This is a genomic window from Pinibacter soli, from assembly GCF_029961145.1.
In the GTDB taxonomy this organism is placed as follows: domain Bacteria; phylum Bacteroidota; class Bacteroidia; order Chitinophagales; family Chitinophagaceae; genus Pinibacter; species Pinibacter soli.
Genome location: NZ_JASBRG010000007.1, coordinates 2,023,754 through 2,042,742 on the forward strand (window position 1 = coordinate 2,023,754; position 18,989 = coordinate 2,042,742).

Annotated in this window: 12 protein-coding genes and 1 pseudogene; 4 read left to right on the plus strand and 9 right to left on the minus strand. The window is 41.1% G+C overall.

All coding sequences use genetic code 11. The features are described from left to right. The first annotated feature begins 367 nt into the window (after positions 1-367). Together QJ048_RS18620 and QJ048_RS18625 are read left to right on the plus strand one after the other, a co-directional pair. Complete coding sequence (locus tag QJ048_RS18620) at positions 368-1,726, plus strand: pyridoxal-phosphate dependent enzyme (RefSeq protein WP_282335922.1); 1,359 nt, start codon at positions 368-370, stop codon at positions 1,724-1,726. A 136-nt stretch (positions 1,727-1,862) separates the two neighbouring features. Continuing rightward, the gene (locus tag QJ048_RS18625; protein ID WP_282335923.1) at positions 1,863-2,450 is read left to right on the plus strand and encodes a YdcF family protein; all 588 of its coding nucleotides are present in this window, start codon (positions 1,863-1,865) and stop codon (positions 2,448-2,450) included. A 168-nt stretch (positions 2,451-2,618) separates the two neighbouring features. On the opposite strand, the gene QJ048_RS18630 is transcribed toward QJ048_RS18625, so the two are convergent. Both QJ048_RS18630 and prmC read right to left on the minus strand, forming a co-directional pair. Beyond that, positions 2,619-4,937 (minus strand): PAS domain-containing sensor histidine kinase, encoded by a 2,319-nt coding sequence (locus tag QJ048_RS18630; protein WP_282335924.1) that lies wholly within the window; start codon positions 4,935-4,937, stop codon positions 2,619-2,621. 111 nt (positions 4,938-5,048) lie between these two features. Further along, positions 5,049-5,909, minus strand: a complete 861-nt coding sequence (prmC, locus tag QJ048_RS18635) for a peptide chain release factor N(5)-glutamine methyltransferase (protein ID WP_282335925.1) — start codon at positions 5,907-5,909, stop codon at positions 5,049-5,051. Between the two features lie 165 nt (positions 5,910-6,074). On the opposite strand from prmC, the gene ribD reads away from it, so the two are divergent. Together ribD and QJ048_RS18645 are read left to right on the plus strand one after the other, a co-directional pair. Next, complete coding sequence (ribD, locus tag QJ048_RS18640) at positions 6,075-7,127, plus strand: bifunctional diaminohydroxyphosphoribosylaminopyrimidine deaminase/5-amino-6-(5-phosphoribosylamino)uracil reductase RibD (protein WP_282335926.1); 1,053 nt, start codon at positions 6,075-6,077, stop codon at positions 7,125-7,127. A 6-nt stretch (positions 7,128-7,133) separates the two neighbouring features. Continuing rightward, positions 7,134-7,742 carry an IMPACT family protein gene (locus QJ048_RS18645; RefSeq protein WP_282335927.1) on the plus strand — a complete coding sequence of 203 codons (609 nt, stop codon included), beginning with the start codon at positions 7,134-7,136 and terminating at the stop codon, positions 7,740-7,742. Positions 7,743-7,876: 134 nt separating this feature from the next. Here the strand turns inward: QJ048_RS18645 and QJ048_RS18650 are convergent, their stop codons facing one another. From QJ048_RS18650 to QJ048_RS18680, 7 genes and pseudogenes are all read right to left on the minus strand, one after another. Next, positions 7,877-8,389: a GNAT family N-acetyltransferase gene (locus QJ048_RS18650; protein WP_282335928.1), complete on the minus strand. Its 513-nt coding sequence runs from the start codon at positions 8,387-8,389 to the stop codon at positions 7,877-7,879. Between the two features lie 55 nt (positions 8,390-8,444). After that, entirely contained in the window at positions 8,445-9,194 is a 750-nt protein-coding gene (locus QJ048_RS18655) for a YdcF family protein (protein ID WP_282335929.1), read from the minus strand. A gap of 159 nt (positions 9,195-9,353) precedes the next feature. After that, the gene (gene galB / locus QJ048_RS18660; protein ID WP_282335930.1) at positions 9,354-11,777 is read right to left on the minus strand and encodes a beta-galactosidase GalB; all 2,424 of its coding nucleotides are present in this window, start codon (positions 11,775-11,777) and stop codon (positions 9,354-9,356) included. A 119-nt stretch (positions 11,778-11,896) separates the two neighbouring features. Then, positions 11,897-12,781, minus strand: a complete 885-nt coding sequence (locus tag QJ048_RS18665) for a DUF2711 family protein (RefSeq protein WP_282335931.1) — start codon at positions 12,779-12,781, stop codon at positions 11,897-11,899. Between the two features lie 468 nt (positions 12,782-13,249). Then, complete coding sequence (locus QJ048_RS18670; protein ID WP_282335932.1) at positions 13,250-14,053, minus strand: hypothetical protein; 804 nt, start codon at positions 14,051-14,053, stop codon at positions 13,250-13,252. Between the two features lie 47 nt (positions 14,054-14,100). After that, complete coding sequence (locus QJ048_RS18675; RefSeq protein ID WP_282335933.1) at positions 14,101-15,681, minus strand: RagB/SusD family nutrient uptake outer membrane protein; 1,581 nt, start codon at positions 15,679-15,681, stop codon at positions 14,101-14,103. 140 nt (positions 15,682-15,821) lie between these two features. Continuing rightward, positions 15,822-18,935, minus strand: a pseudogene (locus QJ048_RS18680) (SusC/RagA family TonB-linked outer membrane protein). Positions 18,936-18,989: the final 54 nt, after the last annotated feature.

Sequence of the window (18,989 nt, forward strand, 5' to 3'; positions counted from 1 at the left end):
AACTTACCTATGTGCAAAAAGCTCCCTGTCTCGATTCAAACCGAAAAATGCCAACGATGATATGTAGTTATTGTTCAAGCATATTTAAAACCCTCCACTTGGTGTTTAGGTTTTAGTAAAAATTGCGATCGCAAAAATAGAAAGTTTTTTCAAATTGCAAAATCTTCCAAAAAAACACTTCCTTATCTCCTTCTCTCTGTGAAAAAATACTCCGTTGCCTCTGTGGTAAAACGCTGAGTTAATTCTTCATTAAAAAATCTTAGTGAAACTTTGTGCCCTCAGTGCCTTAGTGGTAAAAAGATCAGAAGCATCCCCTCATGCTCTCTCAACAACTCAAAACAACTAACTTTACCAAAACGATTATACCATGTGGTTAAATAATATTCTCGAAACGATTGGCAATACTCCGCTGATAAAACTTAACAAGATCACGAAAGATATTCCTGCGACTGTACTGGCTAAGGTAGACTATTTTAATCCGGGCAACTCTATTAAAGACCGTATGGCTATAAAAATGATAGAGGTGGCAGAGAAAGAAGGCAAACTAAAACCGGGAGGTACCATCATTGAATGCACAAGCGGCAACACCGGAATGGGACTTGCTTTAGCAGCATGTGTAAAAGGTTACAAATGTATTTTCACAACAACTGATAAGCAGTCAAAAGAAAAAATGGACATTCTGAAAGCTGTGGGTGCAGAAGTGATTGTTTGTCCTACAAACGTTGAGCCCGATGATCCGCGCAGCTACTATTCCATCGCAAGAAGACTGGCGAAAGAAATTCCTAATTCTTTCCATTGCAATCAATATGATAACCTCGCTAACAGACTGGCTCACTACGAAAGTACTGGTCCTGAAATATGGGAACAAACGGAAGGAAAGATCACGCATCTGGTTTGTACTGCAGGAACGGGTGGCACTGTTACTGGTACAGCGATGTATTTGAAAGAAAAAAATCCCAACATTCAAGTGTGGGCGATTGACGTATATGGTTCGTTGCTTACAAAATTCTTCAATACCGGCGAGGTGGACATGAATGAAGTTCACCCTTATGTTTCTGAAGGTTTTGGCGAAGACTTTGTTCCCGACAACTATGACATGAGTGTGATCGATCGCTTTGAGCAGGTAACAGATAAAGATGGCGCAGTGATGGCAAGACGCATTGCAAAAGAAGAAGGTCTGTTCTGTGGATATAGTGCCGGCAGCTGTTTACAGGGCTTGATGCAATTGAAGGACAAGTTGAAAAAGGATGATCTGGTGGTGTGTATTTTCCATGACCATGGCAGTCGTTATGTAGGTAAAATTTATAACGACCAGTGGATGATGGAGCGCGGGTTCCTTGATGTAAAATCTTTTAAAGATATTGTCAACGGTAGAAAGAATTCACAGAAGCTCGTTTCTATTCAGCCGACAAATACTGTTGCTGAAGCTGTTGAAATGATGAAGAAATACGACATTGAACATATTCCTGTTTTTGATAACGGCAACATTGCAGGATCAATCAGTGAAAACGGTTTGTTCCAAAAAGTATTCTCCAATCCCGATATCAAGAATGCAAAAATCCAGGAAGTAATTGAACACGCATTTCCTATCGTGGATTTCAACACACCGGTTGAGAAACTTGGTACATTGATCAACAAAGAAAATGGCGCAGTGCTTAGTAAAGATGAAGCTGGCAACTACCATATCGTGACCAAGTATGACGTGATTAATGCGCTGGGGAAGTGAGCACGCAGATGACGCAGATTAGACTAATTTAAATAACTGAATAACTGATTGACTGAATAACTGAGTGGTTCATTTTTGATTTTGCACTACAACTTTTAACCACTCAGTTATTTAGTTATTCAGTTATTTTCGCCCAATGAAACTAGCTAAATACCTTCTCTACGTTTTTCTTGCATGGTTCATCATCCATACAATTGTCATTTGTGTCGACGGAATTTTCAATAAAGAACATGCTGCTGATATTGCTATTGTTTTGGGCAATAAGGTGAACGAAGATGGTACACTATCACCAAGGCTTAAAGCGAGGCTGGATAAGGCAAAAGAGCTTTATACCAAATCTCTCGTGAAGAAAATAATTGTAAGCGGCGGACTTGGCAAGGAAGGCTTCTATGAAGCTGAGAAAATGAAAACTTACCTCAATGAAAACAACATTCCTGATTCGCTAATCATTGTTGACAATCGTGGAGACAACACCGCATTCTCTGTTGGAAATGCATACAGAATGCAACCGGTTTTAAAATACAATAGTATTACTGTTATTTCCCAATTCTATCATATTTCACGCACAAAATTACTATTTCACAAAACAGGTATCAAGAACGTTTACGGAGCGAGTCCTTCGTACTACGAACTTCGTGACTTGTATTCACTAGTGAGAGAATTTTTCGGCTATTATTATGCATTGTTGTTTGTAAGCAAAGAACAAATGATCAATCCAAGATAGGAGCAACAATTCGCACGCAGATGACGCTGATCTAACTGATTTACACTGATCTTATACTGAAATCTTACATAAAATAAAAAAACAGCAAGACTAAACAATCTTGTTGGTTTTATTTTATTAGAAATCTATCAGTGAAAATCAGTTAGATCAGCGTCATCTGCGTGCTCTTTACTCCGGCAGCACGATCGTGAACTTTGCTCCTACGCCGCGTTTGCCTTCGGCTTTAATCACGCCGTTGTGGTTCTCGACGATCTTTTTACAAACCGCCAAACCGATACCGGTGCCATTGTATTTATTCTTATCATTTAATCGTTGAAAAATCAGAAAAATTTGTTCAGCAAATGTCTGATCAAAACCAATTCCATTGTCTTTAAAAGTCAGCTCAACATAATTGCGATTGCTGCTTTGTAATAATGGATATAGCTTCAACTCTTCACGTGGCAGAACCCTCGCTGAAATTTCGATAACAGGATTTTCGTTTGAAAATTTTAACGCGTTCCCTATTAGATTAAAGATCAATTGATTCATCTGAATGGGAATTGCCTTTATGCGAGGCATTAAACTTTTTATGATCTTCGCACCTTTTTGCTCGATCAGCACTTCGAAATCATTCACTACGTTCTCCAGTACCTTGTTGAGATCGACGGTATCAAACTTTTCATCCGTTTTGTTGATGCGTGAAAAATTGAGAAGATCTTCGATCAGAACAGACATTCTTCCCGCAGATGAAATCACTTTTTTGATGTAAAGTTTTCCATCAAAGCCAGGTTCATCTATTTTTTGCAAAACAAGGTCCGAGAAGGTTTGAATTTTACGTAACGGCTCTTGCAGGTCATGACTGGATACATATGCAAACTGCTCCAGCTGCGAATTTGATTTTTCCAACTGATCATTGGCTTCCTGCAGATCTCTTGTGCGTTCAGCTACTATCCTTTCCAGATCCTCGTGAGCGATCTTGGTTGCCTGTATATCCATGCAAGAACCGATGTACCCTTCAAAAAGCCCTTCCGGCGTATATCTCGGCACGCCTGAATTTGCCACCCATCTGTAAACGCCATCATGCCTTTTCATCTTAAATTCAATGGTAAAAGGTGTGCGTTCGTTGAAGTGAGAAGTATACTCCTCCAATACCATTTCGCGTTCCAGCAGATGAATATCTTCCTGCCAGCCATCGCCCAACTCTTCATCAAGCGATCGACCGGTAAACGACAACCATTGTCTATTTAGAAATGTAAATTTTCCATTTGTATCTGCCACCCAAATTTTCACCGGCGCAGTGTTCGCCATTGTTCGGAAACGCTCTTCGCTTTCCCGCAAAACCTCCACCATGCGCTTGCTTTCGGTAATATCCATCACTGTTCCCAAAAGACGCACCGGCGTTTTGTTGTTGTCGTACAACATTTCGCCGCTTGCTTTTATCCAGTGAATACTACCATCCTGATGTATGATGCGTATCTCATAGCTAAGTTTGCCAGTTTCTCTGGCAATGCGGTGCGCCTCCTGTACGACCTCTATGTCTTCCGGAAGCACCTGGTCAAACAAATGGACACGTGTGACACTTTCATCTTTGTTGAAACCAAAAATTTCCTTAAGTCTTGGTGAAATGTCGCCGTAAAAATTTTCCAGCAGATTAAGATCGAAGGTGCCAAGATTAGTGGCCCTTATTGCAAGGAGCAATCGTTTTTCGTTTTCCTCTGCTTTTAGTCTCGCTTCTACCTGGTCAGTAACGTTGTTTAACGTCATCATTATCCCCTGAACGGTTGTGCCATCCTTTTCGAAAAGCGGTGCGTATGTAAAATCGAAATATAGTGTAGCGATGTGAGTTTTCATATCAACGTATGAGACGCCTTCCGTCTCACTGTATGTGACACCACTATCATACACATTCAGCAGAAGTTGGGGAAAGCGCTGATGTTCCAGCCTGGGAAATATTTCCAACAACTTCTTGCCCAGCACTTCGCTTTCTTCCTTTTGCCAAATCTTCAGCATCGCGGGGTTTATCAATTCCACTTTCAACTCCCTTCCTCTCAAAATGCCCATGGCAATAGTTGATTGCATTACCAGGCTGCGGAACTGTTTTTCACTTTCCTGCAAAGCATGCGACTCCTTCACAGTTTTGGTAACGTCTGTTGCTACCACCACTATTCTGTCTACAATACCTTTACTGTTACGAAGCGGCTGATAAACAAAATTGAAATAGACCTTTTCCCTGTTTCCTTTTCTCACAAGATCAACCTCGAACTCGTGTCCGTGATAGGCTATACCGGTTGACATAACCCCGTCCAGCAAGGGCTTTATGTTTTGATTGACCAGTTCGGGAAGGCTTTCAAACAAAGACCTATTAATAAGTTGATCTGCTTTTTTATCTACCACTTCAAGGTATAGATCATTAGCATGCTCAACGATATAATCCGGCCCACACAGAATCGCTATGGCAATAGGAGATTGCCAGACCAGTTGTTCTACTGATAATTTTTCTTCAATCATTTACTTTTGACACAGTATTTTGTAAGAGGAATACTTAACTGTAACAGTATGTTTTTAGGTATTGTAATTTAAGGAAAAAGAAACAGCAAATATATCTCGACATTAATTTTATTATTTTCTAACCACCTTAACCATTCTGTCTTTACCCTGCAGATCTTTCCTCACCTGCACTGTTTCGAACCGTTCATTGGTAAAAATATCTGCCACACTATTCGCCAGCGCCATATGAGTTTCCATATAAATGGTTCCTTTTGTTTTTAGATGTTGTGCCGAAAAATCAGCAATGGCTTTATAAAAAATCAATGGATTTTCATTTTCAACAAATAGCGCCAGATGTGGCTCGAAATCAACAACATGTTTTTCCATCTCCACTATTTCTTCATTTGGAATGTAAGGCGGATTGCTTACGATCACATCAAAGGTTCCAAGTTGCTGCCAGTTTGCTGCATTCAAAAAATCCAATTGACGGAACCGAACATCAGTGTTCAGTGTTTTCGCATTTTGCATAGCAACACTCAGCGCCGCCTGGCTGACATCGCAACTGTTTACAGCTGCCCATGCAAGATTTTTTTTCATAGATATAGGGATGCAGCCACTGCCCGAACCAATATCCAAAATGGAAAAATCATCCCGTTGTTTGTTTTGAAAATCATTCACCACCCATTCCACCAACTCTTCTGTTTCCGGCCTTGGAATAAGCACGGCCTCATTTACATAAAATTTCATACCATAGAACCAGGCCTCGCCCAAAGCGTATTGCACCGGACGGTGTTTCAAAAGATCGCTACTTACCTGTTCAAGTTTTGCTATTTGCATTGCAGAAAGCTCCGAGTGCTTGTTTACAACACGGTCAATCTTTTTCCAGCCCGTAATATTTTCCAATACCCAATCGGCAATATTTGCAGCTTCGCGTGAGTCGTACACGCCTGAAAGAAGCGAAAAAAGGTGCTGCTGGTGGTCGTTAAGCGTCATGATTCAAAGATAGGACAATGCTTAACGCCAAATGCCTAACGCTTAACGCGGTTTCAGCGCATCATCCTGCTACCAATAGTATAGACTGCCGCACAATCAGGCTTTTGGCGTTAAGCGGTCTGTGTTAAGCATTAAGCGTTAACCCTTATCTTTGCCCATCTACAGATGACCTCCCACGAAACATATATGCATCGCTGCATTGCACTGGCAAAAAATGGCGCCGGGCATGTAGCTCCCAACCCTATGGTGGGTTCTGTGCTTGTGCATGAAGGCCGTATCATTGGAGAAGGTTTTCACCGGATATATGGCCAGGCGCATGCAGAAGTGAATTGCATCAATTCGGTAAAGGAAGACGACAAACATCTCATTCCTCAAAGTACTATTTATGTTTCGCTGGAACCCTGTGCACATTTTGGCAAAACACCGCCTTGTGCAGACAGAATCATTCATGAACGCATTCTCAAAGTAGTAGTTGGCTGCCGAGATCCTTTTAAACAGGTAGATGGAAAAGGAATTGAAAAATTGCAGAATGCTGGTGCAGAAGTAACGATGAATGTTTTGGAAAATGAATGCCGTGAACTAAACAAACGCTTTTTTACTTTTCATACAAACTATCGCCCATACATTATTTTGAAATGGGCGCAAAGCAACAATGGTAAAATCGGAGGTTCGGATTTTAAACGAATCAATATCAGTAATGATTTTTCCAACCGGCTCGTTCACAAATGGAGAAGCGATGAGGCGGCAATCATGGTGGGAACCAACACTGCATTTCATGATAACCCTTCTCTCACAACACGCCTGTGGAAAGGCTCCGATCCGGTGAGGATATTTCTTGACATGGAACTGAAAGTGCCGTCAACACACCAAATTTTAGACAATTCTGTTCGAACAATTATTTTCAATAAACATAAGCATTCGCAAACTGAAAATATTGAATACTATCAAATAAGCGAAGACACGAGCATTGTTCATCAGATTACAAATGCTTTGTATCAATTGCAAGTTCAAAGTGTGCTGATCGAAGGCGGCACACGTCTCCTGCAATCTTTTATAGATGAAGGATATTGGGATGAAGCAAGAATAATTACAAACGATGAATTAATGATTGACGAGGGCATTCAAGCGCCTTCATTGACCAACGCCCTAAAAACCGACGAACTCAGGTTGCTTACTGACAGAGTCGATTTCTTTACTAATAACAGTAGATCTTTTTAACCAAACATGAGCGACCAGGAATTTTATTATACGATCGACAAAACAGCCGTTGCAGAATATAAGGACAAAGGAAGCAAGTTTATTGCCTATGCTTTTCCCATTAAGGATGCAGATGATTTTAAAGCAAGACTGGCAGAGCTGAAGAAAGAACATCCCAAAGCCTCGCATCATTGCTTTGCTTATCGCCTGGGATTAGATGGCAATAATTTCCGCGTGAGCGATGATGGTGAACCTTCGGGTACTGCCGGCAAACCAATTCTTGGCCAGATCGATAGTAAGCAACTAGTAAATACACTTGTTGTAGTGGTGCGTTACTTTGGCGGCACATTACTCGGCGTCCCGGGTTTGATCAATGCCTATAAAATGGCTGCTTCATTGGTTTTGCAGGTGTTGCCTCTTTCACAACGTCCCGTTGAAGTTTCGTACAAAGTTGATTTCGATTATACTTGCATGAACGACGTAATGATGATCGTTAAACAAACGGGTTGCACGATCATTAAACAAGAAATTCAACTATTCAGCCACTTAATAATAGGTATTCCAAAAACAAGACTGCAAGAGGTTGTATATAAATTGGAAGAGTTGCGGAATGTGGAAGTGAAGAAAGTTCCGTAATGTGGAAATTTGAAAATGTGCTAATTTGAAAATTCGTTCGGTGTAACATTAGGTGTTATCTAATGACAGCGTTAAGGGCTGACGATTATTAATGACAAATGATCGACCTAAAGCATTTTCAAATTAGCACATTTTCAAATTTTCAAATTATTCAGCTCTGCTTCCATGAAAATCACACCAGGCAGAGGGTTGTGGTAGTACGGGTCGATCGTGTAAAACCCGTGGCGTTTGTATAAGTTAATCGCGGGTTGCATTCTTCTTAAAGTATCGAGCCACATGTGCGTGTAGCCGAGTTGTCTCGCTTCTTTGCAAAGTTCTTCCACCAAAATATTTCCAATTCCATGCTTTCTAAATGCAGGTTTTACATACATGCGTTTCATTTCACAAAATGCATTTCTATCTGCTGTGGCGGCTAAATGATAGTGAGGTAAGATAGGCTGAAGTGCAATACATCCTGCAACTTCTTCATCTACGAAAGCTAGTAGTATCAAGCCTTTGGGTGGACCATACTTTAGCAACGGCTCTTCCAGTTCCGACTGCACTGATTGAAATGATAAGTCCTCTCCCAACTCAACAAGATATTCTTTTGTGAGCTCCAGAAAAAGATCAAGTTTGTTGTGATCGGTTATTTTTTCGATTGTTATCATTCTTCACTATTGAGACCGGTTGATCGGTGGGTAAGGGCGAATGCATTTCGCCACACTACAATTTGCCTGTGATTTTATAAGCCCAATATCCGACGACTTCTTTTATAAAACTACGCCATTGAACCAACGTATCAGCACTGGGAATCAGGTCAGCAAAAGAAAAAGGTGTCTCAACTGTTTGATAGGCGGATGGATAAATATCCACATCGATGCCTGCTTTTTTAAAAGTGCCTGCCGCTCTTGGCATGTGGAGTGCAGATGTCACCAACACATACGGGGGCGGCAAATGTAGTGAGTCGAGTATTCGTTTTGAATACATAGCGTTTTCGAAAGTATTGCGTGAATTGGATTCGGCAAAAACATCTTCCGCCTTCACGCCATCCTGTATAAACATATACTTTGCAAAATCCGCTTCTTTAGGTTTGTCCTGCTTGATGGAAGGATCGCCGCCGGAAACAATGATCTTATTTATATGCCCTGAATGATACAATGTGGCAGTGGCAATAAATCTGTCTGAAGTGCCGGAGAGATACCCTTTACCTTTTGCATCAAAAATCGTGAACCCTCCGAGTACGATTCCGGCACTGTATTTCTTTGTAAGTGTTGCGGGCCCGGGCTGCCATGCGTTTATGATAAAATTCAAGATCGCTCCATTAGTGAAAAAGATAAATAAGGCTATTGCGAAAATGGTCGCCCGTTTTTTCCATTTACCTTTTTTAAGAAAAGCAGCGAGAAGCACAACAAGGATCAACCAGGTTGCCGGATCAATGAATATTGAAAAAAGTTTAGAGAGAATGAAAAACATTCGTGTTGATTATAGGACAAATGTAAGCCTTCAGAGTGAATGTCTTCAATTGGTTGGTAGTTGTCAGACTTTGGTGCACTATTAATTTTTAATTAATTATTAATCATAAAAAAAATGCGGTGAAAAATCTCACCGCACTTTTTCTGAAATACTATTTCATTATTTCACATCAATATTCACTGTTGCTGAACTCAATCCCGGAGAAGTGGCAGTAAGTGTAACTTTTCCTGCCTTAGCTGCTTTTACAACCGCCAAACAAAGACCATTAAATGCCTTTCTATGATCGGCTTTAAATGACTCCATGCTGGTTTGACAACCGTTGTCAACACCCGCAAATGAACCACCGCCTGAAAGTTTAAATTGCACATCATTTGAAGCGTCAGGAACAAGGTTGCCGTCTTTATCTTCAATGCGAACTGTTACAAAAGAAAGATCATCGCCGGCATTGATGGCTTTTCTATCTACCTGCAACGTAATTTTCGCCGGAGCACCTGCCGTTCTTACTTCTTTAGTTAAAACTACTTTTCCGTTTCTGCGTGACACTGCTTTTAACGTGCCCGGAACAAAAGTGGTGCGCCACATTACATGCAAATCATCTCCCGTTTTCTTTTTAACCCCCAATGATTTTCCATTCACGAACAACTCCACTTCGTCCGCATTGTTGTAATATGCCCACATGTCAATTGTTTGTCCGGGCTTCCAGTTCCAGTGAGGCAAAATATGCAGCACTGGCTTATCCGTCCAAACACTTTGATAGAGGTAATATGAATCTTTGGGAAAGCCTGCCAAATCAACGATTCCAAAGTATGAGCTGCGTGCGGGCCATGGGTACGGCGTTGGTTCGCCGATATAGTCAAATCCTGTCCAGATGAACATACCAGAAACATGATCCAATTTTTCAAACACCTTCAAAGTCTCTTCGTGTGTAGACCCCCATGGAGTAGCGCAGTTTTCATAAGCTGAACAAGTAAGATCGGCATTTGCGTCTGTTAGTGGTTTATCCCATTGCTGTGGCCAGCGGCGAATGCTATCGGATGGCATATCGTAATGTCCACGCGTTTGCAATGCAGACACAGACTCGGTTACGATGAACGGCTTGCGGTACCATTTGATGATAGCAGAATCCCAATCATTATGATGATAGTTGTAACCTATGAGGTCCGTGGCATTCGTTTTCAGTAGTGCATTGTAACTGTTGGGTTCGTTGTTTGCAGTAACGGTTGGCCTCGAATCATCCAATGATTTTACTATGCTAACCAATTCCCGAAGAATGCCTGCACCCAGTGTGTCGCCGTCTTTGTCCCATTGCTCTATGATCTCATTTCCCACGCTCCAAATGAAAACAGACGGGTGATTACGGTCACGCATTACCTGATCAGTTAGATCTTTCTTGTGCCATTCATCCCAATACAAATGATAGTCGTACGGATTTTTTTCTTTCTTCCACATATCAAAAGCCTCATCCATTACAACGAAACCCATTTTATCACAAAGATCCAAAAGCTCTGGTGCTGGCGGATTGTGCGATGTCCTGATAGCGTTGCAACCCATGTCTTTTAGTATTTGCAGTTGTCTTTCCAGTGCTCTGGTATTGACAGCCGCTCCTAAACATCCAAGATCATGGTGATCACAAACGCCGCGAATTTTCAGATGTTTTCCGTTGAGGAAAAATCCTTTATCTATGTCGAAGTTGAAATAGCGAACTCCGAAGGTTGTTGTGTATTCATCAATTACCTTTCCATTTTCCAATATCTGCGTTACAGCTTTGTACAAATAAGGTCTGTCAACAGACCAAAGGTTTGGTTTTGCAATTAAAAATTGTTGTGTGGTATTTGTAGTACCCTTTTGCGGAACCGCAATATTGTTGCTGCTTGTGCCTACTATTTTGGAAGTAGCATCATAGAGAGATGTTTTCACCAAAACGATTCCGTTCTCAGCTTTTGCATTGTTAACAGTGGTGGTTAAAACAACTTTTGCGGACTGATCATCCACTTGTGGAGTCGTGATATGTGTCCCCCAATGATCGACAAAAACATCGCTGACTGTAGTGAGCCATACATTTCTGTAAATGCCCGAACCACTGTACCAGCGTGAGTTTGGTTGCTTTGAATTATCAACTTTCACTGCAATAATATTTTTCTCATTGCCATAGTGCAAATAAGGAGTCAGGTCGTAGCGGAAGGAAATGAAACCATTGGGTCTTACTCCTAATGAATGACCATTGATGAAAACTTCACTATTCATGTATACGCCATCAAAATCGACGAACACCTTTTTGCCTTTTGTAGTAGCAGGCACTGTGAATGTTTTTCTGTACCAACCCAAGCCACCTCTCAGCGCTCCGCCGCCCGTGCCTGTCGGGCTCGTAGAGTCGAATGGTAATTCAATGCTCCAGTCGTGCGGAAGATCCAAAGACCGCCACGAAGCATCATTAAAAGTTGCCGACTGAGGATCAGTGGCATTACCTAAATAAAACTTCCAGTTGCTGTTGAAAGATGCCGTATTTCTCGTCTGCGCAATGGAAGCAGCAGAAACAAAAAGAAGCAATACAAGTGAGATTCTCTTGATCAATGGGAGATTCATATTTTGTTTGTTTATCAATGTTGGAGTTGCTAAAATATTAAAGAAGTGAGTATACATTAGGTTGTTAGTCTATTCTGTCTTTTATCAAATTGCTTCCCTTCTGCATGGGTTCAATGAGTTTACCAGAATTTCCACCAGGGCTTCTTATCAACGAGCTGATTCGTTTGTTTGATGTTCTCACGCTGCTTTTCTATTTGCAGACCAGCTTCTATCTCTTCACGTGTTAAATCCCAGGCACTTTCTGTTGTGTCGTCGCAATAAAACCCTTCAAAATTTAAAGTACCAACCAACTTATCTACAATTTGCCTGTTTGAACAAATTAAAAAGAAGAAGTCGTCCCAATCGACTGCAAAAAGCAGCTCTTTGCTTGCATCATAAATGAAATAATCATGAAAGTTTATCGTATCTACAAATTCCTTTTCTTCAATGGAAGCAATGTTCAATTCTCTTTTATTTAGCCCAAACTGTTCTTCAATAACAACATTCTCTTTGGCCAACATGCGAAAAGCCTTCAGCATCTGTTTTTTCGAAAGCACTTCAAAGTGACCTTCAGTTGGATAATAAATTTGATTTGCAGTCGCAAAATCAGAAAGTGTTTGCGCCAAATCAGCTCGTTTGAAAATTCTGCGATAAGCGCCAATTGAAGTTTTTAGTGCCCTATTAATTTCGTCAAAACTTTGAAAACCGCAACCTTCTTTCACAGCGTTCCATGATACTTGCTCAGCCTTTTCATAAATCGCATCGTCGTCCGGATAACTTTCATTGTTATAAGAGTAAATATCAGCAGCGGGCTTAGGCATTTTTTGGAAAAGCTCATTTGCCGTTTGCGCCTCGTCAAAACTTATCTGCTGCGACCTTTGATAACCTTCTTTTGAGAAACCGCCATTGTTTAACTTAAAGAAAGGCGAAAAAGCAATGAATACCGTGTCAAAATACTCCTTGTAATGAGGCTTTATTGCAGTGTCGTGCCCGGGGTGAAGTTTATTGTCGGTAAAGATGTCCATATTATCTTATGTTACTTAAAAGAGTTCGTATGTTCTCGTTACGGTAAGCATTCTCTAAGCTTTGTTGATCTATGTTTTTCATATCAAGCCTAGATTAAGATATTGGTTGTTCCGGTGTTGAAATAACCATCTAACACAAATATATACGCTATTTCAATCTTATAAAACTAGCTTTTGATGGCTTTTCGCTTGGTGCAGCTGGCAAGCCGCAACTTCTTTGTAAACGTCAAGAACGTCCACCGCAAAAAACATTTTAGAGACTCACACCAACAACTTCTTCATTCAAAAAGCAATCCGATGGCCTTCGAAGCTTTCGCCCGACACCACCGGATGCTTGCTTGCTTATAGTAATTAAAAAGAGACGCCTGAAAACAATTGAAAATTGAAAGTGGAAAATTGAAAGTTGTTCGCCTTTTAGAATGCTCGTCAATAATGAGGAGCAATTTTCAACTTTCAATTTTCAATTACCTACGGTTTCGGCTTAAACCTGAATCCCAAATAACAAGGATCAACAGTTCTTATAACGCCCAGTACAACTTCATTTGCTGTTAAACGGATCACTTTAACGGAGTTCCAGTTTGCCACTGCGCTATGATAGTCGCCGCCAAATAATAGCTCGCAACCATTCAGGTTGATTATCTTATTTGCAAAATCATAGGAAAAGGTGCCGATGCAGGTAGAGGCATTGCCGCTTGCATCTTTTGATATCTTTTTGTAATTGAAATTTCCATTAAGGTCAAATCTAATCTCACCGTAATCCCTGCTTGGCATGATCCATGAATTGCTTGCCAGATCTGGCTCCCATGACCAATCTCCAGAGCCGCCTTTGCCCCAATCCAATCCATAGAATCCCATTGGGTTCACCATGTCAAGCACCCATGTCTTACCGGCTTGTCCGTTGGTTAAAAGGTTCCAGTTAGGGTTTGCAAAAAACTCGTCATCGTTCTTTGTAACCTTGATCGTTACGGAATCCTGCACAAAACCTCCGCCAGAAATCACACCATATTTAATGGTGTTATTTCCGCCGAAAGGCAACAATACTGTATCCTTTACGCGAGTAGAGAAAGATGTACCAAAGGCCCATGACGGATTTGCATTTGGCGTTTGGCTGTTCAGATAAGCGACGTTATCATGACTTGGGTTTTGAGTTACCGTGAATTTCAATTGTGATTTATCGATGATTGCAGGTAACTCTACTCTTTTTTCGCTTGGTGAACATGCAGCAAAAGCGCCCATGATCACAGCAATTGAGAATTTATATATGTTTTTCATTTTAATCTTTTTGATTGTTTTGAATATCAAGAGATGTCTGTTCAGTTTTAATTCCATCCCGCGTTTTGCGTTAATGTTCCGTTTGACAATCCTATTTGTGCTTCAGGTATTGCAAACAAACCTTTTGTTTCCTTGCGGAAGCTGACATTGAAATCAGTTCCGCCAGTTGTGTTATCAATGGCTTGTTTGGTAGCATCCAATCCTTGTCTTAACAAATCCCAGTAACGCTGGCCTTCCAATGCAAGTTCTAGTCTGCGTTCGTTCATTACAAGATTTAAACCTGCAGCATCTCCTGTTAACGTTTTTCTGTGCAATGCATCGCCGTAAGCCCTGTCCCTGATCTGGTCGTAATAACCTTGTGCTTTTGAAAGATTTGTTGCAAGATTCAACTCTGCTCCCATCAGCAACACATCTGCAAAACGAATAGCAACGTAGTTATCATAGTTATCAATCTGAAAATCGCCACCGTTTGCGTCCGGTCTTGAAGCGTCATTTACAGGAGCGTATTTTTTCCAGAAATAACCGGTGTATTGGTATTGATCGCCCACTGTATAAGTCAGGTGTTCATCAGCTATAGAGATGATTGAGCTACCTCTTCTTGTGTCGGTGGCATCATAAGCATTCCACAATCCACCATTGACAACGGCGATTCCCCAGCCTTTGTAATAGTTGCCCAGCGCCTGGTTGCGAAGGCCCACCATTACCTGGAAGCGGTTACCATTTTGTTTGTTCCAATCGCCTTTACCCTGATCAGTATACTGAATTACAAAAACGCCTTCTTTATTATTTTGTCCCGCGAAGTTTGTTCCGGATGCCGGTCTCCACAAATTTGCAAATTTGTCAACCAAACCATAGCCGCTGTTTTTGATCACATCTTCAACCGCAGCCGTTGCATCTTGTTTTGTGAAAACGCCCATCAAATCTTGCTTTGAATAATAGCCTGTATAATACATGTAAACTCTTGCCATCAATGCTTCAGCGGCCCATTTTGTTGCACGGCCATAGTCAGTTGATTTGATGGAAGAATAAGCAACTGCAGAAGGTGTTAGCAATGTGATGGCTTGTTTAAGATCAGAAGCGATCAAACGATACACGCTGTCAGCAGAGGATTGTTTGATATAATAGTCACTGCCTTCAATTGGTTTTGTGAGCAAAGGCACATTACCAAACATGCGTACCAAATCAAAATAATAATAAGCACGCAGGAAATATGTCTCTCCCAAATATTGACTTTTTAATGCCGGTGTTGTTCCAAAATCTACATTGTCCATTTGAGAAAGAAGCATATTTGCTCTGTAAATTCCCTGGTAGTATTTCTTCCATGCATCTGAATTCAGATTGGTATAGACCTGGAATTTATCCCACTGTCTTGGACCGTTGTCAGCCAGACCACCTCCGCCGAAACAATCGTCAGACGTGATTTCTGAACTTAAGACAATGTTGCCATAACCCGTTAGATCCAATACGTTGTATGATGCGACCAATGCTTTGAAAGCATCATCTGGTGTTTTGTAAAAATCGTCCTGTGCAATGGCGTCTACAGGCGTTTTTTCGAGAAAGCTCTTCTTGCACGATGCGAGTGCAACGATTGCCACAAGGGCTATAAAAATTTTATTATTGAGTTTCATTTGCTGATGTTTTTTTTGTTAGTACGGAACGCAGATTTTCATGATTTGTTATGATCTTTTTAATTCTTCAGGTTCTTCTTTATTCAAAACATTTTATCTTAAAAAATCTTGACAATCTTGACAATCAGCGTTCTTTCTCTCTATAATCTCACGTTCAATCCTACAAGAATTGTTCTTGGTGTTGGGTAGCGTCCGATGTCGATACCGGATGACCATGTATTGTTATCAGATTCAGTGTTACCATAACCAATTTCAGGATCGATACCGTAGTAGTGTGTGAATGTATACAGGTTCAATACAGAGACATACAAGCGGCATTGCTGCATAGGTACATTCTTCATCAGCCTTTTCAAGTCATACCCAAGGTTGATGCTTTTTACACGCATGAAAGACGCGTTGTGAACGTACAGGTCAGAAAAGTTGCCCCAGTTTTTGTTTAGCTCATCGCCCATTGTTACTCTCGGCAATTTGCTCGAAGAACCTTCTCCTGTCCATCTGTTCAGGATTTCAGTAGAATAGTTGCTGTAGAATGCATCAGTTGCTCTAACACCGTCTACCACCTGGTAACCGCCTGCACCGCTCAACTGTATTGAAAGATCAAATCCTTTGTAAGCTGCAGAAAGATTAACGCCGTATGTGTTGGTTGGAATCGGGCTGCCGATCTGTGTTTTGTCTTTATCATCAAGTACTCCATCTTTGTTAATATCTGCAAAGCGAACGTCACCAGGTTTTGCATTTGGTTGAATCAAACCATTTTTACCTGTATAGTCTGCAACCTCTTTTTCATTTTGGAAGATGCCTGCTGTTTTATATCCCCAGAAATAACCTATCGGATGACCGGCTTGTATGCGATAGAATTCAGGTGTAGTAGAAGACAATACGTTGTTGGCACCGTGAATGATACCATCTGCAGTGGCCACTGTCAACACGTTGTTTTTGTTGAATGCAATGTTACCACCTACACTGAAAGTTACTTCACCAATTTTGTTCTGATAGTTCAACGCAAGCTCAACGCCTTTGTTCACTACATCTCCACCATTGATGAATGGAGCACCAGTTCCTACTAAATCCGGTACAGGCACTTGCACCAACCAGTCTTTTGTTTTCTTGTTGTAGTAATCGAAGTTGAAACTGAAATGCTTTAAGAAAGTCATGTCGAATCCAATGTCTGTTTGCTCTGATGTTTCCCATTTAAGATCTGGATTAGGGATCAAACCCGGAGCTGCACCTGTTGAAATAACAGTGTTGCTGGCACCACCAAAGTAATAACCAAGGTTGGCTGTTGTAAGGGTTGATAATGCTTTAAAGTCAGGAATTCTGTCGTTACCGTTTCTTCCCCAGCCTGCACGTACTTTCAGGAAGTTGATCGCTTTTGTTTTGAAGAAATTTTCATTGGTTACAACCCAACCCACAGACACTGAAGGGAAGGTCGCCCATCTGTTGTTAGCACCAAAACGTGAAGAGCCATCCTGGCGAACAATTGCTGTCAGCAAATATTTTTCGTTGTAGTTATAGTTAATTCTTCCGAAGTAAGAATTAAGTGCGTAAGGAGAACCCGCAGTACCTGAAGCTTTCGCTGTTCCTTGCGTAATGTTTGAAAGAATAGCGTGGTCGAAATCAGCAATGGTTGTGATGCCTGTTCCACTTCCTTTTACATTGAACAAAGAGTATTCTCTTGCACTTGTACCTACTACAACGTTCACATTGTGCAGGCCAAATGTATTTGTATAGTTCAAAGTGTTGTCCCAGTTCCATGTATAGTTTTTATACATTTCCTGTGCAGCTATTGTAGAGCTGTTTACAAATGTTGAACTTAAGTTGTAGATCGGAGTGAACTTTTGATAAGTGTTGTAAGAAAGATCAACACCAAAATCACTCCGGAATTTCAAACCTTTTACAATAGCTACTTCGCCGTACAAATTACCAAAAATACGATCTTACACAGTTTGGTTATTGTAACTCACATCCATTACTGCTATTGGGTTTGCTTCGCTCGCCTGCCATGATCTGCCGTATGTTCCATCTGCATTATACACAGGGAACACCGGGCTCGCATTCAGGATCGCACGCATGGAGTTGCCGTAAATATTTCCTGTTCCGATACCATTTTGATTGGAGTGGGTGTAAGTAAGATTCTCACCAACTTTGATGATATCTTTATACACTTTGTGCTCTGAATTAATTCTGAAACCAATTCTCTCGTAGAATGACTTACCGGGCAATCCAATAACACCTTGTTGTTTTTGATATGATAAAGCTGTAGAAAAAACAGACTGATCATTTCCACCCGAATAAGTAAGATTGTAATTCTGTGTGGCTGCATTTTTCACAGTGGCTTCTTTTTGCCAATCTGTGCCTGCACCCATTGTATCTATTTGTTTTTGAGAATAAAAGAAGTATGGCCCTCTGCCAGAGTTGATTGCTGCTTCATTCATAATGATGGCGTATTCTTTGGCATTCAGCAAACCTAATTTTCTTGCAGGATTCTGCCAGCCATAGAACGCATCGAAAGTGAGAGATTTTTTTCCGGCTTTTCCGCGTTTTGTAGTTACAAGTACTACACCATTTGCAGCTTGTGTGCCGTAGATCGCAGAAGATGCAGCATCTTTCAAAATGTCCATTGATTCGATGTCTGCCGGATTAAGATAGGAGATGTCCGTTGTTGGCATACCATCTACAACATAAAGTGGGTTAGCATCACCGTTAGTTCCCTTACCTCGGATAACAATTTTGGGTGCATCGCCCGGTTGACCGGATGTAGATGACACATACACGCCAGGCGCTTGCCCCTGCAATGCATCGAGTGTGGAGATAGTGTGATTGCTTTCTAAAGCGCCACCTTTAACGCTGCTCACAGCGCCTGTTACCACTTTCTTTTTTTGGCTGCCATAACCAACTACAACCACTTCATCCATGTTGTTTTGGCTTTGATCCAATTCTATCTTAATGTTATTTGTAGCGGATGTTATTGTCACCTCTTTTGCGGTAAATCCCAGGTGGCTTATTTGTAGCACGTTTCCATCTGCCACTTCAATAGAGAAGTTCCCCTTGTCATCGGTGGCGGATCCTCTCGTTGATCCTTTTACAAGAATAGTAGCAGTGGAGATTCCTTGTGCAGTTTTTGCATCTACTACCGAGCCTGATATTTTTCGCAGTGCGGCGTTTTGTGCAAAACTACTTTCACTAAGCAGTAGCGTGGTGATGAATGCACACAGCATAAACACCAATCGCTGGTTGAGTTTCCTTTTCTTCATATGCAAGTTTTACGTTTAAGTAATTAAAAATGAGTATTGTTAGTTGTTTGCGTT